13 protein-coding genes are annotated in these 14,930 nt (G+C 65.8%); 8 read left to right on the top strand and 5 right to left on the bottom strand.

Annotation, left to right across the window (positions count from 1 at the left end; genetic code table 11):
• Positions 1 to 25 precede the first annotated feature (25 nt).
• Positions 26 to 1,966, bottom strand: coding sequence for a histidine kinase (locus BVU17_14410; protein AUG48655.1), 1,941 nt, complete (start codon positions 1,964 to 1,966; stop codon positions 26 to 28).
• A gap of 74 nt (positions 1,967 to 2,040) precedes the next feature.
• On the bottom strand, positions 2,041 to 4,806 hold the full coding sequence (locus BVU17_14405; GenBank protein AUG48654.1) for a DNA mismatch repair protein MutS: 2,766 nt from the start codon (positions 4,804 to 4,806) through the stop codon (positions 2,041 to 2,043).
• A 105-nt stretch (positions 4,807 to 4,911) separates the two neighbouring features.
• Between BVU17_14405 and BVU17_14400 the strand changes: the two genes are divergently transcribed.
• Complete coding sequence (locus tag BVU17_14400; GenBank protein ID AUG48653.1) at positions 4,912 to 5,304, top strand: hypothetical protein; 393 nt, start codon at positions 4,912 to 4,914, stop codon at positions 5,302 to 5,304.
• Between the two features lies 1 nt (position 5,305).
• Here the strand turns inward: BVU17_14400 and BVU17_14395 are convergent, their stop codons facing one another.
• Complete coding sequence (locus BVU17_14395) at positions 5,306 to 5,908, bottom strand: SAM-dependent methyltransferase (GenBank protein AUG48652.1); 603 nt, start codon at positions 5,906 to 5,908, stop codon at positions 5,306 to 5,308.
• Positions 5,909 to 5,954: 46 nt separating this feature from the next.
• Positions 5,955 to 6,695 carry a 1-(5-phosphoribosyl)-5-[(5-phosphoribosylamino)methylideneamino]imidazole-4-carboxamide isomerase gene (locus BVU17_14390; protein ID AUG48923.1) on the bottom strand — a complete coding sequence of 247 codons (741 nt, stop codon included), beginning with the start codon at positions 6,693 to 6,695 and terminating at the stop codon, positions 5,955 to 5,957.
• A 99-nt stretch (positions 6,696 to 6,794) separates the two neighbouring features.
• Here BVU17_14390 and BVU17_14385 point away from each other — a divergent pair, with 99 nt between their 5' ends.
• The 7 genes from BVU17_14385 (at position 6,795) to BVU17_14355 (ending at position 13,541) form a co-directional block, all read left to right on the top strand.
• Entirely contained in the window at positions 6,795 to 7,667 is an 873-nt protein-coding gene (locus BVU17_14385; GenBank protein AUG48651.1) for a hypothetical protein, read from the top strand.
• Positions 7,668 to 7,820: 153 nt separating this feature from the next.
• Complete coding sequence (locus tag BVU17_14380) at positions 7,821 to 8,984, top strand: inorganic phosphate transporter (GenBank protein ID AUG48650.1); 1,164 nt, start codon at positions 7,821 to 7,823, stop codon at positions 8,982 to 8,984.
• 141 nt (positions 8,985 to 9,125) lie between these two features.
• The gene (locus tag BVU17_14375; GenBank protein ID AUG48649.1) at positions 9,126 to 10,334 is read left to right on the top strand and encodes an inorganic phosphate transporter; all 1,209 of its coding nucleotides are present in this window, start codon (positions 9,126 to 9,128) and stop codon (positions 10,332 to 10,334) included.
• Positions 10,335 to 10,459: 125 nt separating this feature from the next.
• Complete coding sequence (locus tag BVU17_14370) at positions 10,460 to 10,849, top strand: ferredoxin (GenBank protein ID AUG48648.1); 390 nt, start codon at positions 10,460 to 10,462, stop codon at positions 10,847 to 10,849.
• Between the two features lie 102 nt (positions 10,850 to 10,951).
• The gene (locus BVU17_14365) at positions 10,952 to 11,980 is read left to right on the top strand and encodes a peptidase A24 (GenBank protein AUG48647.1); all 1,029 of its coding nucleotides are present in this window, start codon (positions 10,952 to 10,954) and stop codon (positions 11,978 to 11,980) included.
• Between the two features lie 47 nt (positions 11,981 to 12,027).
• Entirely contained in the window at positions 12,028 to 12,390 is a 363-nt protein-coding gene (locus BVU17_14360; GenBank protein ID AUG48646.1) for a phosphoribosyl-AMP cyclohydrolase, read from the top strand.
• Positions 12,390 to 13,541 (top strand): hypothetical protein, encoded by a 1,152-nt coding sequence (locus tag BVU17_14355; GenBank protein ID AUG48645.1) that lies wholly within the window; start codon positions 12,390 to 12,392, stop codon positions 13,539 to 13,541. The genes BVU17_14360 and BVU17_14355 overlap by 1 nt, the downstream gene beginning before the upstream one ends.
• Here BVU17_14355 and BVU17_14350 read toward each other — a convergent pair.
• Complete coding sequence (locus tag BVU17_14350; GenBank protein AUG48644.1) at positions 13,526 to 14,905, bottom strand: phosphoglucosamine mutase; 1,380 nt, start codon at positions 14,903 to 14,905, stop codon at positions 13,526 to 13,528. The genes BVU17_14355 and BVU17_14350 overlap by 16 nt on opposite strands.
• Between the last annotated feature and the right edge of the window lie 25 nt (positions 14,906 to 14,930).

Here is a 14,930-nt window from a genome sequence, read left to right as displayed (position 1 = left end):
CCACATTCGGGACTGGCTGGTCTGCTCAGGCGGGGTCGAGGCCTGTCACCTCGAACCGTGCGCCGCCGGCCTCGCTCTCGGTAGCTGTGACCGTCCACCCGTGGACCTCGGCGATTCGCTGGACGATTTTGAGACCGAACCCGGTCCCGCTCTCGCCAGTCGAATAGCCTCCTTCAAACGCCTGCTGGCGGTCGTCCTCAGGGATGCCCGGCCCGTCGTCGGCGACGTAGAAGCCGTGCTGGTCCAGCTCTTCAATGACACCGATTCGCACAGTTACGCCCCCGCCACGCTGGTCAGCGTCTCCGTCAGCCGACATCTGAGCGCCCGCGGACCCGTGTTCCACACTGTTGCGGATAAGGTTCGATAACAGTCGACGGAGCTTTGCCGTGTCTGCCCGAATCTGTCGGTCGTCCTCGACGACGAGCGTTGCCTGTTCATCTTTGACGCTCTGCCAGCATTCCTCAACGATGTCGGCGAGCGCGACGGTTTCGAGGTCGGTCGCCGTTTCTCCGGCACGTGCAAACGCTAGGAGGTCGTCTATCAGCGCTCGCATTCGCTCGTGGGCACGCGATACCGTGTCGAGTGCGTCGCTGTCACATTCTTCTCTGGCCAGTTCCAGATTCCCCTCCGCGATAGTCAGCGGGTTCCGGAGGTCGTGGCTGACGATGCTTGTGAACTCATTGAGGCGCTCGTTCTGGCGTTCCAACTGCTGTTCGTATGCCCTGTGCTGGGAGATGTCCCGGCCGATACCCACCGTCCCAGAAACTGCTCCATCGGTGTCTGTCAACCGAGTACCCGAAAACTCGTATGGAATCCGCTCTCCATCGGCAGTCAGGACCTCTGCTTCGACAGTTACCCGGCCGCCGCTTCGTGTCTCATGTATCGCCGAAGCGATCGTCTCGTGCTCGTCACCCGGGAAGAACTCAGAGACGGACATCCCGTCGATCTCGTCGTCGCTGTATCCTGTGACTTCGGGGATGCGCTCGTTCCACCGCCGGAGGCTGCCGTCCGTGTCGACGACGTAGAAGAGGTCGTCAAGCGTATCGAGCGCTTGATCGATGAACTCCCGTTCCTCGCGGAGCTGGTGGTCGCGGTCGAGACGATTGAGGGCCGCTGTCGCGTGGACGGAGAGCGTCTGTGCGAGCGTAACGTCCGTCTCATCGAATGCACCTGTCTCGCACGAGCCGACGAGGAGGACGCCGTGGTCCCCGAGCGGGAGGATGATCTCGCTACGGATATCGGTCTCTGGATTGTACCGGCCCGGAACCGACGTGATATCGTCGTGGACCTTCGCCTCACCGGTTTCGAAAGCCTGCCACGCGAGTGATTCTCCGGCCTCGAACACCGGCGGCGTGCCGAGGAATTCCTCGACCTGTTCGGTCCAGGCGACCGGATACAGACGCTCGCCGTCGGCGAAGTGGACGCCGTTGGCCGGCATGTTGAGGATTGTCCTGGCAGTGTCCACTGTGATCTGCGCAACCGCATCCGCAGTCGTGGCTCGCATGAACGCCCTGGCGGTGGAGTGAAGCTCTTCAATAGCGCGTTCACGACGTGTACTCTGTGTGTATTCGATGTCATCGGCCGTCCGCTCGACGGCGTCGACGACGGTGTGTGCCAGTCGTGCGTACGGTTCGGCCCCGCCATCGGCCCGGATGTACTCGGTGACGCCCGCGGAAATCGCGTCGCTTGCGGCTGCTTCGCTCCCCTCACTGGCGAACAGCACGAACGGCAGGTCCGGCGCTCGCTTGCGGACCGCATCGAGGAACTCGACGCCGGTCTGCTCCGGCAGCTCATAGCCCGCGACGACACAGCCGAACGTCCCACTGTCGAGCCGTTCGAGTCCGTCGGCGACGCTCGTCTCCGTCTCGACCGTAATGCCACAGTGCGCCTGTTCCAGAGCGCTCGTGGCCGCCTCGACGATAGCCGTGTCGTCGTCGACGTGGAGAACGCGAATCCGGTCGGTCATTGGCTTCTAGCAGTGAAAACTCCCGTATACACCTTCCCCCGCGAGTATCTCCGTTGAAAATTGGATGCTGCCCGCTACGCGTCGTCCAGCTCGGCCTGCCACTCCTGTACTTTCGCCATCAGTTCGACCGGCGGCGTCTCGTTGACATCCAGCTCCGTCAGCTCCGACAGGACAGCCTCGGTTTCCGGGTCGAGCGACGCTGTTGCTGCATCGCCATCGACGGCATCAGCCGCGGTCTCGCCGGGCACGTGTTCGGGATCACCGTCGGTCGCAACCGGCTCAGCAGCCGAACCAGCCGTCGTGTCCCCCGACTGGGCCACGCCGTCTCTGAACTGTCCCGACTCCAAGTCGAACACAGCCTGTGTCGTTCCGCCGCCGTCCCCCTCGCTGCCACGCACCTCGATGGCCTTGTCGTCACGAAGTCGGTCGAGTACCTCGTGTGACCGGTCGACGACGGGCTCTGGGACGCCGGCGAGATCGGCGACGTGGACGCCGTACGAGCGGTCGGTCGGTCCGTCTCGGACTGTTCGGAGGAACGTCACGTCGCCGTCGCCCTCCGCGGAGCGTGGCTCGCCGTCGACCGCGACGTGCACGTTCTCGACGGTCGGCAGCTCCTCGCCCAGCGCCGTCAGCTCGTGGTAGTGGGTCGCAAACAGCGTCTTCGACCGGACGGAGTTGACGATGTACTCCGTCGCTGCCCAGGCAATTGAAATGCCGTCGAAGGTAGCCGTCCCGCGGCCGACCTCGTCCAGTATCACGAGTGATTCGTCTGTCGCCGAATGGAGGATGTTCGACAGCTCCTGCATCTCGACCATGAACGTCGAGCGCCCCTGTGCGAGTTCGTCCAGCGCGCCGACGCGGGTGAAGATGCCGTCCACCAGACCGACGGTCGCCGACCGCGCCGGCACGAAACTGCCCACCTGGGCGAGCAGCGTGATGAGCGCCGCCTGGCGCATGTACGTCGACTTCCCGCTCATGTTCGGGCCGGTGACGATGAGGAACTGCCGTTCGTCGTCCATGTAGAGGTCGTTCGGGACGAACTCGGTGGTCTGTTCGACGACCGGATGACGGCCGGCCTCGATGGACAGTTCGTTGCCGTCGACGACCGCCGGCCGGGTCCAGTCGTTCTCGACGGCATGGACCGCCAGTGACGCAAAGGCGTCGAGTTCCGCCAGCGTCCGGCCCACGTCCTGCAGTAGCGTCGCGCGCTGGGCCACGCGCTCGCGGAGTTCCTGGAAGCGCTCGTACTCCATGTCGTGGCGGCGCTCCTCCAGGCGCAACACGTCCCGTTCTTTCTCGTCGAGTTCGGGCGTCGTGTAGCGTTTGGAGTTCTTGAGCGTCTTGATGTGCTGGTAGTCGTCGGGAACGGTGCCGGTCTCGCTCTTACCGACCTGGATGTAGTAGCCGTCGGTCTTGTTCCGGTCGACCGAGAGGTGGGTGATGCCGGTCCGCTCCTTCTCGCGGTCCGGCAGCGTCTCCAGCCACTCCAGGGCGGCCTCGTGCTCGTCGATGATTTCGTCGAGGTCGTCGTCGTACCCGCGCTTGAACAGGCCGCCCTGGCGCACTGTCCCCGGCGGGTCCGCGACCAGTGCCCTGTCGAGTTCCGCAGCCAGCGCGTCGGCCGCCTCGCGGTCAGCGCCGTCGAGCGCCTCGGCGAGCGGTGACTCGGCCAGCCGCTCCGTCTCGGTGACGGCGTCGGCAACCTGTCCCAGCAACGCCAGCGTCTCCTGGACCGCTCGCAGGTCCCGTGCGTCTGCACTGCCTGACGTGGCCCGGGCGGCCAGCCGTTCGAGGTCGTAGGCGTCCGACAGTGTCTCTCGAATCCGCTCGCGGGCCATCGCTGCCTCCGACAGCGCCGCCACGCAGGCCTGTCGGCGCTGGAGTTCGGCCCGGTTTCGCCGTGGTCGCTGGAGCCACTGCTGGAGCAGCCGCCCGCCGGCGGCCGTGACGGTGTGGTCGATGGTGTCGAACAGCGACCCCGAGCTGTCGCCTTGCATGGTCTCGGTGAGTTCGAGGTTGCGCTGGGTCGTTGCGTCGAGGTCGACGTGGTCGCGCTCGCCGTACGCCTGGAGGCGCGTGACCGCCGCCAGCGTCCCGACACCGGTGTCGTCGACGTAGGAAAGCACCGCGCCGGCGGCTCGCAGTGCCACGTCCTGATCCCCGATACCGACGCTGTCGACCGTCTCGCTCCCGAACTGCTCGCGGACGGTGTGGCTCGCCCGCCCCGGTTCGAACGACGCTGAATCATGAAGCGTCAGCGCCGCGTCCGTCCGTTCGCGCAGGCGGTCCAGAAACGCGTCGTCGTTCCGGAGTTCCGGGCCGGGAAGAATCTCGGCCGGCCCGAACGTATACAGCTCTGTCAGCGCCTCGCCCGCGTCGGCGTCGTCCAGTTCTGTAACCTGAAACTGGCCCGTGGTCACGTCCGTCGCGGCGATGCCGTAGGTGTCACCGCCGTCCCGGCCGGCCTCTCGAACCACCGCGGCGAGATATTGGGCCGACTCGTCGCCGGTCTCCAGATGCGTCCCGGGCGTGACGACCCGCGTTATCTCGCGAGCGTGGCCGTTCTCGGTCTCATGCTGGTCGGCGATGGCGACCCGGTAGCCCCGTTCGACCAGCGCGGAGACGTACGGTGTCAGGTCGTCGACCGGGACCCCGGCCATCGGATACGACGAGCCATGTGAGGACTTCTGGCTCACCTTCAGGTCGAGCTCGTCGGCGACGATCTCGGCGTCCTCGGCGAAGAACTCGTAGAAGTCGCCACACTGCATCGCCAGCAGGTCCGCGTCGGTCCCCTCCTTGAGCGTGAGGAACTCTCCGACGATTCCCGTCGCCTCTGTCATACACGTCCGTGTGGCCGTCCGCGGCGTAAGGATTGCGGGTCGGGAGAGTGTGGTCGAAGCCGCCGGACGTGACCAGTGAAGGGGCCACAGGCTCAAGTGTCGAATATGGATGCGACAGAGACCATCGAGGCTTACTACGCAGCGTTGCGGGCCGGCGAGCCGCTCGGCCCCTTTTTCGCCGCCGACGAAGACCGCTCGGTGGTCAAATTCGGTATCTCTGAACAGTTGGCCGGGACCGACGCTATCAGGACAGGACTGCGGGAACAGACCGAGACGACGACCGACTGGGCCGTCGAGAGCCAGGCGCTCGAGGTGACAGAGCGCGATGGCTACGCGTGGTTCAGCGACGTCGTGCGACTGTGCTGGACCGACGCCGAGAGCGGGGCCCGTCACGAGTACGACACCCGTTGGAGCGGGACGCTGGTGGCCACAGACGACGCTCGCCCGTGGCAGTTCGTTGGGATGCACGTCAGCACTGCCGACGACCTGCGTGCGTGACTCAGTCCGCGGCGAGCGTGGCGAAGACGAACTCGCTGTCGCTCCCGAGCGGGTCCGTCGCAGTGACCGTCTCCGTCCCGGTGAAGCCGGCGTCGGCCAACTGGTCGAGCGTCGCCCGCCGACCCGGTGCCGAAAAGAACATCGACCCGCCCATCCAGCCCCGCCGGACGGTCTCGAATTGGCCGCTCGGCAGCGTCAGCAACACGACACCGCCCGGACGGAGCACGCGAGCGAACTCACGGTAGACAGTCGGGTGCTGGTCTCGCGGGACGTGAAAGACGGCGTGATAGGCAGTGACGGCGTCCACGCTGTCGGTCGCAACTGGGAGCGCCGTCATGTCCCCCTGTACAAGCCGGCTGTCGGGCACTGTCTCGGCGGCGAGGTCCAGCCCCGCTCTGGAGAAGTCGAGACCGACGCTGTTCGGCGGGAGGTTCGCAAGCGTCCGCGCGCCGTCACCACAGCCCACGTCGAGGACAGTCGGCGCTTCGGAGAGGCGTTCGAGTAAATCGTCGAGCAGAGCTGCGTCCGATCCGGTCGGGTCACGCCGCTCGGCGTAGGTTTCAGAGACGCTGTCCCACGCGCGGCGCACCTCGTTGCGGTCCATACATCTTGTGAGCGCGCCACACAGTTATGCGTTCAGCTACCCCGACCTATTCCGATGACTCGTCGAGGGCGTCAATCGCCGCGCCGAGCGTGAACTGGCCCTCGTAGAGCGCGCTGCCGACGACGACGGCGGCGGCCCCGGCCGACCGGAGCGCCAGCACGTCGTCGACGGTCGCCACGCCGCCGCTGGCGACGACGGGGATGTCGACGGCTTCGACCAGCCGGCGGACCGGCTCGGTGCGAACGCCCTCTAACTGGCCTTCCACGTCCACGTCGGTAAACAGGATGCCGCCGGCCCCGAGGTCGGCGTACCGCTCGGCAGCGTCAGCGGGGTCCAGTCCGGTCCCCTCGGTCCAGCCCGACACCACGACTTCGCCGTCCTTCGCGTCGAGGCTCACCAGCACACTGCCGGGGTGTTCGGCGCTGATTTCGCCGACGACTTCCGGCGTCTCGACGGCGGCGGTTCCGAGGATGACGCGGTCCAGTCCGCGGTCCAGCAGCGAGACGGCGTCCTCGGCGGTTCGGATGCCGCCGCCCAACTGCACGTCCACATCGGCTCCTACTGCGTCAAGGACGGCGTCGATGGCCGCCGCGTTCTGTCGCTCGCCCTCGAACGCGCCGTCGAGGTCGACGAGGTGGAGCGTCTTCGCCCCGGCGTCGACCCACCGCTGAGCGGCCTCGACCGGGTCGCCGTAGGTTTTCTCCGTGCCGCGTTCGCCGCCGACAAGCTGGACCACTTGTCCGTCCTGCATATCGACCGCGGGGATGACCTCGAACTCGGGAAACATGGCCGGTGGTCCGGCGGCAGCCGTCGAAAGCGTGTCGGTCCGATGCGTGCGGACGCCAGTGACCCGCATGCTTTTACGCTGTGATGGGAAAGGTCCGCCATGGGTACTGCTACACTCGTCCTCACACCGCTCGCCCGCCGGCTCGAAGCGCTCATGTTTGGGCCGTACGAGCGTGAGTACCAGCTCTTCGAACAGGCCGTGATGGTCGTCGCCGCCGGTCTGGCGCTGGCCTGGGGGCTGGCCGAGTTCGGCGTTCTCCCGCTCGGTGCCGGCGCGGTGTCGGTACTTGCGACCGCGGCCAGCATCGCCATTTCGGCGTTCGTCGTCGTCGGGTTGCTACAGTTTCTCGTCCTCGCGAACGTCCTCGAACGGACGAACGAGGATGTCGCCACCAAAGCCGCTGAACTCGAAGAGGCCGCCGAGCAACTGGAAACGACAGCTGAGGAGCTAGAGACGACCGCCGACGAGGTCGAAACCGCCGCTGAGACGGTCGACAAGGCCGCCGAGGATGTCGAGCAGACCGCCGACGAAGTTGAGCAGACCGCCGACGAGGTGGAACAGACTGCTGACGAAGTGGAGGAAACCGTCGACGAGGTCGAACAGACAGCCGACGAAGTCGAGCGGACGGCCGACGAAGTCGAACAGACTGCGACCGAGGCTGGCGACGAGGACGCCGCTGAGAAGGTCACCGAGGTCAAGGACAAGACGACCGAAGTCAAGGACAAGACAACGGAAGTCAAAGACAAGACAACCGAGGTCAAGGACAAAGCGACAGAAGCGAAAGACAAAACGACTGAACTGAAAGACAAAACGACTGATGTCAAGGATAGGACCAGCGATGCGAAACAGACCGCTGAATCAGTCACCGACGAGGTCGAAGCGGCCAAGGAAACGGCAAGCGAGGTCGAGGAGACAGCGTCAGAAGTCGAAGAGACGGTGCCGGCTGACAACGGCGATGGCGACCGCGACTGAACGGCTGTGACGGTCGGCCATCGATTGTGCGCGATGGACGGGCGTACGGGCTGCTCTGTGGCCCATCCCGACGAGACGCCAGCGTTGAATCGTGTGTCTCCGAGAGCGGTCACGAACGGTATTATTTAGACCCGTCAGGAGTTGCTGTTGGACATGGTCTCGATTCTCTTCGCTATCGGGCTTCTGGTTGCCATTTTCGTCGGTTTCAACATCGGTGGCTCTTCGACCGGTGTTGCTTTTGGTCCGGCAGTGGGGTCGGACACGCTCTCGAAGGAGTGGGCCGCCGTCCTGATGTCGGCGTTCGCACTCCTCGGCGGGGCAACCATCGGAACGGAGGTCATCGATACGATGGGCGGTCGCATCGTCCCGAGCGGACAGTTTACCCTCCTCGCGAGCGTCGTCATCCTCTTTTTCGTTGGACTTGCCCTGCTGGTCTCGAACCTGTTTGGGGTGCCGGCATCGACTTCGATGACTGCCGTCGGTGCTATTGCCGGTCTCGGCGTCGCGACCGGGACTATCGACTGGACCGTGATGGGGCGTATCGTCTCGTGGTGGCTCGTCGCGCCTATCACTGCGTTCTGGCTGTCGGCAGTCGTCGGGCGCTACCTCTACCCACATCTCGAAGTCAGGGTCGCCTTCGAGAGCACGGGGCCGGACACGTCGCGGCGTGAGCGGATCGGACAGTTTCTGGTCGTCGCTATCGGCTGTTATATGGCGTTTTCCGCGGGGGCGTCGAACGTCGCCAACGCTGTCGCTCCCCTTGTCGGCAGCGGCGAGCTGGGGCTCTATCCGGGCGTCGCGCTCGCTGGTGGCGCTATCAGCATCGGTGCGTTCACCATCGCTCGGCGAACACTCGATACGGTCGGGAACGATCTCACCGAACTCCCGATTCTCGCGGCGCTCATCGTCGAGACCGTGAGTGCGACAATCATCGGGTTGTTATCCTGGGCCGGAATCCCAGCGAGTCTGGCGGTCTCAGCAACAATGTGCGTCGTCGGTCTGGGGTGGGGCCGGGCCACCCGGACGACAACTCTGGCTGACGCAGCGGGCGCGGCTGTCACCGGGGCCGCCGCTAGCGGTGGAGGTGGTAGCGTTACCGTTGACGCGCTGACGACCGACCGCGATGAAGCTGCGTGGTCGCCACCGGAGGAGCGCGAAGTCGAACCAATCGGTCAGGAAGACCCGGAGTCCGTAACCTCGGCGGCAGACCTCTTCGACCCCGCCGCGACTGGTCGCGTTGTCATGCTCTGGATACTGGCACCGTCGATGTCAGCCCTTGCGTCGTTTCTGGTATTCCAGTACGTTCTCGCCTACTGATTCACTCACGTCTGGGATATTCGCTCCCGGCCCCGACAGTCGTCACCGACAGAACGGTGCATCACTGCGTCTCGCCACCTCGGTCGCACAACGCGCTGGCGAAGGCGGTACCCTTTACCTGACGACGACAGTTGGTAGCGTATGGTCGAAGTTCTCTTTGCCCTCGGTGTTCTGGTAGCTATCTTCGTCGGCTTCAACATCGGGGGGTCATCCACGGGTGTCGCGTTCGGGCCTGCGGTCGGATCGAACACGCTTTCGAAACTCTCGGCAGCGGCCCTGATGACGATATTCGCGATGGCTGGCGGGCTCCTTGTCGGCCCGGCCGTCGTCCAGAGCCTGGGCAGTGACCTCGTCGCCACGCAGTTCTCGCCGCTGATCAGCATCGTCGTCCTGTTTTTCATCGGCGTCGCGCTGTTCCTCTCGAACGTGGTCGGGGTTCCGGCGTCGACGTCGATGACGGCCGTCGGCGCTATCGCTGGCCTGGGCCTCGCTCGCGGGACGTTGAACGCCGCCCTGATGCTCGAAATCGTCTCGTGGTGGCTCGTCTCGCCGATTATCGCCTTCTGGGTCAGCGGCGTCATCGGGCGGTACTTCTATCCGAGACTCGTCGAGTGGTTCGCCGTCTCACAGAGCGAGGGGGCGCTACTGGATTTCGACCGCTCCGGTGCGATTCCGCGGCCGGCGCTCGGCGAGAACACGACACCACGTGAGTTCGTCGGGACCGTCGTCGTCATCGGTATCGGATGTTACATGGGCTTCTCTGCGGGAGCATCGAACGTCGCCAATGCCGTTGCACCGCTTGTCGGCAACGGCTCTCTGGAGCTGTACCCGGCGATCCTGCTCGGTGGCGGCGCTATCGGCCTCGGTGCGTTCACCATCGCCCGCCGGACGATGGACACGGTCGGCAACGACCTGACCGACCTCCCGCTGGTCGCCGCCATCGTCGTCGCGGCAGTCGCCTCGACTATCGTCACCTTCCTTTCCGCGCTGGGTATCCCTGCCAGTTTCGTCATCATCGCCACAATGAGCATCGTCGGACTCGGGTGGGGTCGTGCGACGCGAACGACGAGCCTCTCAGACACTGTGCAGGGAGAAGCACCCGTCGCGTCTGTCGGTGCGCTGACCACCGACGCGGAAGCCGCAGACGCCCCGACTGTCGGTGGCAACAAAGGGACGCCGAAGCCGGCCGAGACCGACCCCATCGGCGAGGAATCGCGTGAGGACATCCCGTCGGCGTCGGATCTGTTCGAACCCGGGACCACTGCGAGAGTAATTTTCCTCCAGAACGTCGTCCCCTCGATCGCGACCCTCGCGGCGTATCTGGTGTTCAGGTTCCTCCCGATCACCTGAGCAGTAATCGGCCCCGCACAGCAGTCCTCGATTCACGGCGAATCCCCGCGTTGTCCCTCATTATTTTGCACGACCTAAAACGGAAGGGCAAAGTCTAACAGGGCGGGGTTCGAACCAATCAGGTGATGCCCACGGTAGAGTACCTTAACTACGAAGTAGTGGACGACAACGGCTGGGACATGTACGACGACGACGTCTTCGCAGAGGCGTCGGACCTCGACCTCGACGACGAGGACCACGGGTCCCTTGACGTGAACGAAGGCGAGTACATTCTGGAAGCCGCCGAGGCGCAGGGCTACGACTGGCCCTTCTCGTGTCGCGCCGGTGCCTGTGCGAACTGTGCCGCCATCGTTCTCGAAGGCGACATCGACATGGATATGCAGCAGATCCTCAGCGACGAGGAAGTCGAAGACAAGAACGTTCGCCTGACCTGCATCGGCAGCCCGGACGCCGACGAGGTCAAAATCGTCTACAACGCCAAGCACCTCGACTACCTGCAGAACCGCGTCATCTAACGCGGCTCCTGCAGCGCACTACACTTTCTGCTTCCAGTAGCGACTGCCACTGACAGCTGTTGTACCGGAACCATTAGGGGGGCCGCTGTACTGCGTATAGCCGTGCTTGGGTCGATACCGGACCTGCTTCGGCTGGTCGCCGTCCCGGTATTCGGGTGGGCGGCCTACCGCGATGTGAAAACCCGCCGGGTGCCGAACCGGACCTGGACCCCGCTTGCCGCGCTGGCGGTCGTCCTCCTGCTGTGGGACGCCTACACCGTCTGGACCGGCCCGACAGCGGTCGGCCAGCGGCTGTTTCTCATCAGGGTCGCCATCAGCCTCGGCTTCGTCATCCCGCTGTCGTACGGCTTCTGGCTCATCGGTGGGTTCGGCGGGGCCGACGCGAAGGCGTTCATGCTCGTCGCTGTCCTCTTTCCGGTGTATCCGGTGTACTACCTGCCGACTGTCGCGCTCCCGCTCCAGCAGAGCGCCATCGGCGTCTTCTCGCTGACGATTCTCTCGAACACCGTGCTCGCCGGCGTCGTCTACCCGCTGGCCGTCGCCGCCGGGAACCTCGCCCGGGGTCGTTTTTCGCTGGCGATGTTCATCGGGCGGCCCGTTTCCGTCTCCGCCGTCACCGAGGAGTACGGTCGGCTGCTCGAATCGCCCGACGGATTCGACCGCGGCGGTCTCGACCTCGATGCGCTCCGGATGTACCTCCAGTGGCGTGGCTGCTCGCTTGCCGATATCCGCGCCGACCCGGACCGGCATCGCCTCCCGACCTCGCTACCGCGGGTTCCCAACGACCCCGGCGACGGCTCGCTGGCGACCGACGGCGGCGACCCGGTGGCCGACGACGTGAACGGGACGGGCGGTCGCGGTGACGACGCATCCTCCCAGGCTGTGACTGATGACACCGACGCCGTCGACGACCCGTGGGGTGCCGAGCGGTTCCTTGACGATATCGACCACTCGGCCTACGGCACGTCACCGGCCCAGCTCCGTGATGGGCTGGACGTGCTGGTCGAACAGGACGAGGTGTGGATTTCGCCCGGGATTCCGTTCCTCGTCCCGATGTTCGCGGGGCTGGTCGTTTCACTCACCTACGGCGACGTGCTGTTCTCGCTGTTGCAGGCAGTCGGGCTGGCCTGACCCCAGACAGCAGAAGACCTATTTTCCGGACACGCCTCGGCCTGAGTATGACCGACGTCGACCTTGCGTTCGACGAGCAGGAGTACATCCCGGCTGTCGCGCAGGACGCAGACTCCGGCGAGGTGCTCATGCTCGCCTACGTCACAGAGGAAGCGCTCCGGAAGACCCGCGAGACAGGGGAGGCTCACTACTACTCGCGGAGCCGGGACGAACTCTGGCACAAGGGCGCGACGAGCGGCCATACACAGGCCGTCGAAGAGGTGCGGGTCGACTGTGACGGGGACGCGCTGCTGTACGTCGTCGACCAGACCGGCGGCGCCTGCCACACCGGCTACGAGTCCTGCTTCCACCGGACTGTCGACGGCGAGACGGTCGGCGAGCAAGTGTTCGACCCCGACGACGTGTACTGATGGCGCGGTCCGATACTGAGACCGAACTCAGCGCGGGCACCCCGGACGTCGTCGAGCGCCTCGAACAGGTCGCCGAGGCGCACGACCGGGCACAGACGCGCGTCGAGGAGGTCGGCGCAGACGCGCTCCGTGACTGCCGTGACATCTACAGCGAACTGCGGAACCTGCTCGAAAGCTACGACGGGCGGGCGACCGGCGGCGGCGACTTCGAGGCGTTCATGGAGTTTCAGGGCCGCGTCGGGACGCTGACCGACGACCTTCCCGAGGACCTGCCCGAGCGCGATACCTTCGAGGAAATCGACGACTTCCTCCAGCAACGGCGGCTCACCGAGGGCGACTTCGAGCAGGCCCGCGAGATGCTGTCGCCCATCGGCGACCTCGTCGGGCGGCTCGACGAACTCGACGACGCACGCGAGCGGTACAAGAAGGCCCGGACCGAGGCGAACCGTCGACGCAACGAACTGAGCGACCGCATCGACGATCTGGAACGCCTCCAGCGTCTCGGCGACGCCGACCTCGATGCCCCGGTCGAGCGCCTCCGTGAGCCAATCGAGCGCTACAACGACGCCGTCACCGAGGCGTTTGCCGAGTTTCGGCGCAATACGCCGGCTAAGGACGCGCTGGCAGTCATCGACCGGGCGGACGCGTACCCGCTGGTCGAGTTCCGGTCCCCACCTGCGGAACTGCTGACCTACGTTCGCGAGCACGACGCCGGCCGGGAGCCGATTCCGAAGCTACTGGAGTACGCCGACTACTCTACCTCGAAGCTAGACCACTACGTCGACGACGCCGCGGCGCTCCGCAGCGCCGTCGCCACCCGACAGACGTACCTCCGGCGGCTCGACGCCGAGCCGGTACGGATCAACTGGCCGCCGCCGTCGGCCGATGCCCTGCCGTGGTACTGCCGGGAGTACCGCTCGGTCGTCGCCCGATTTGCCGACGAGTCCGTGGTCGCGGCGCTACGGGAGGTGCGTGGACTCGCGGAGCGGGACGACTACGAGCGGCTCCGGGAGAGCGCCGTCGCTCGCTCGGAACTCACGGAATCAGAGCGCGAGCGACTGGCAAGCGGCGCTGTCGAACAGGAACTATCGACCGCCCGCGAGGCCAGGGCGGCTATCGACGACGCGCTGGAGACTTATTCGCCGCTGTAGGTGTCTGTCCGCTGGGTCGCGCGACTGACCATCGTTTCGGCCAACTCTTCCGCGCGGTCGAGCGTGCGCGCTTCGGCATAGACACGGACGACGGGCTCTGTGCCGGACGGCCGAGCCAGCACCCAGCCGTCGCCGTAGTCGAGGCGATAGCCGTCCGTCGTGTCGAGGTCGGCCGTCGCGTCGTTCGCGTGGGCCTCAATGCCTTCGAGCATCGCTTCGCGCTCGTCTTCGGTCTCGTATTCGAGGTTCCGCCGGACGTTGTAGTAGTCGTCGTAGTCCGCGGCCACCTCGCTTGCGGGCCGTTCGGCGACGAGTTCGAGGAACTTCGCGGCGGTGAACGCGCCGTCCCGGGCAATGCGGTAGTCGGGGAAGAGGATGCCGCCGTTGCCTTCGCCGGCAATCGCGACGTGGGTCCCCTCGTTCTGGAGTTTGCGGATACGGCTGACGATATACGTCGAGCCGATGGGGGTAAGTGAGAGAGTCGCGCCGGCGTCTTCGACCACGTCCACAAGGCGCTGGGAGGCGTTGACCGCCGAGACGACGCCGTCGTCCGACTCGATTTTTGCCGCCGCGAGCGCGGCCAGCGCGGCGTCGCCCTCGATGTGGGTTCCGGCCTCGTCGACGAACATCCCGCGGTCGGCGTCGCCGTCGTGGGCGAAACCGAGGTCGGCGTCGGTCGCCCGGACGAACGCCCGCAGGTCTTCGAGGTTCTCCGCGACGGGTTCGGGGTCGCGGCCGGGGAAGTGGCCGTCGGGCTGGGTGTTGACGGTGTGGACTTCACAGCCGAGTTCGCGGAACAGGTCGGGGCTGGTGAGGGAGCCAGCACCGTGGCCGGGGTCGACGACGATGGTGAGGTCGGCGTCGGCGATGCGGTCGCGGTCGACGGCAGACAGTACCTGCTCGCGGTAGCGGCGGCGGGCGCTCTCGATGGCGGTGTCGGACCCGACCGTCTCCCAGTCCGCGTAGGCCGGCGTATCGTCCCGGAGGGACTGTTCGACGCGGTCGAGCGTATTCCGCGTCAGTTCGACGCCGTCCGCGCCGATGAGTTTTACCCCGTTGTACGCGGCCGGATTGTGGCTCGCGGTGATCATCACGCCCGGGACTGCCTCACGCTCGCAGTAGGCCTGCAATCCCGGTGTCGGCACGACGCCGAGGCGGTCGACGTCGAACCCGACGGTCGTCAGGCCGCTTGTCGCGGCGTTAATGAACGTCCGTCCGGTCGTCCGCGTATCCCGGGCGATCGCGACGCGGTCGTGGTCGTCACGCCAGACGTCCCCGGCGGCCTGTGCAACCCGAAGGACGTACCGCGGTGTCAGCTCATCGCCCGCGACACCTCGGACGCCACTCGACCCGAACACTTGCATTCGAGCGAGTGTCTGATGCGGAGGG

This window comes from Haloarcula taiwanensis, assembly GCA_002844335.1.
GTDB classification, from domain to species: Archaea; Halobacteriota; Halobacteria; order Halobacteriales; family Haloarculaceae; genus Haloarcula; species Haloarcula taiwanensis.
The sequence above is the reverse complement of the archived record's forward strand: the minus strand, read 5'-3'. Positions and strand labels throughout refer to the sequence as shown.

What these genes read in the sequence shown, in the direction of transcription:
- BVU17_14410 (AUG48655.1), bottom strand. Translation starts at nt 1,966, where the DNA reads ATGACCGACCGGATTCGCGTTCTCCACGTCGACGACGACACGGCTATC.
- BVU17_14405 (AUG48654.1), bottom strand. Translation starts at nt 4,806, where the DNA reads ATGACAGAGGCGACGGGAATCGTCGGAGAGTTCCTCACGCTCAAGGAG.
- BVU17_14400 (AUG48653.1), top strand. Translation starts at nt 4,912, where the DNA reads ATGGATGCGACAGAGACCATCGAGGCTTACTACGCAGCGTTGCGGGCC.
- BVU17_14395 (AUG48652.1), bottom strand. Translation starts at nt 5,908, where the DNA reads ATGGACCGCAACGAGGTGCGCCGCGCGTGGGACAGCGTCTCTGAAACC.
- BVU17_14390 (AUG48923.1), bottom strand. Translation starts at nt 6,695, where the DNA reads ATGTTTCCCGAGTTCGAGGTCATCCCCGCGGTCGATATGCAGGACGGA.
- BVU17_14385 (AUG48651.1), top strand. Translation starts at nt 6,795, where the DNA reads ATGGGTACTGCTACACTCGTCCTCACACCGCTCGCCCGCCGGCTCGAA.
- BVU17_14380 (AUG48650.1), top strand. Translation starts at nt 7,821, where the DNA reads ATGGTCTCGATTCTCTTCGCTATCGGGCTTCTGGTTGCCATTTTCGTC.
- BVU17_14375 (AUG48649.1), top strand. Translation starts at nt 9,126, where the DNA reads ATGGTCGAAGTTCTCTTTGCCCTCGGTGTTCTGGTAGCTATCTTCGTC.
- BVU17_14370 (AUG48648.1), top strand. Translation starts at nt 10,460, where the DNA reads ATGCCCACGGTAGAGTACCTTAACTACGAAGTAGTGGACGACAACGGC.
- BVU17_14360 (AUG48646.1), top strand. Translation starts at nt 12,028, where the DNA reads ATGACCGACGTCGACCTTGCGTTCGACGAGCAGGAGTACATCCCGGCT.
- BVU17_14355 (AUG48645.1), top strand. Translation starts at nt 12,390, where the DNA reads ATGGCGCGGTCCGATACTGAGACCGAACTCAGCGCGGGCACCCCGGAC.
- BVU17_14350 (AUG48644.1), bottom strand. Translation starts at nt 14,905, where the DNA reads ATGCAAGTGTTCGGGTCGAGTGGCGTCCGAGGTGTCGCGGGCGATGAG.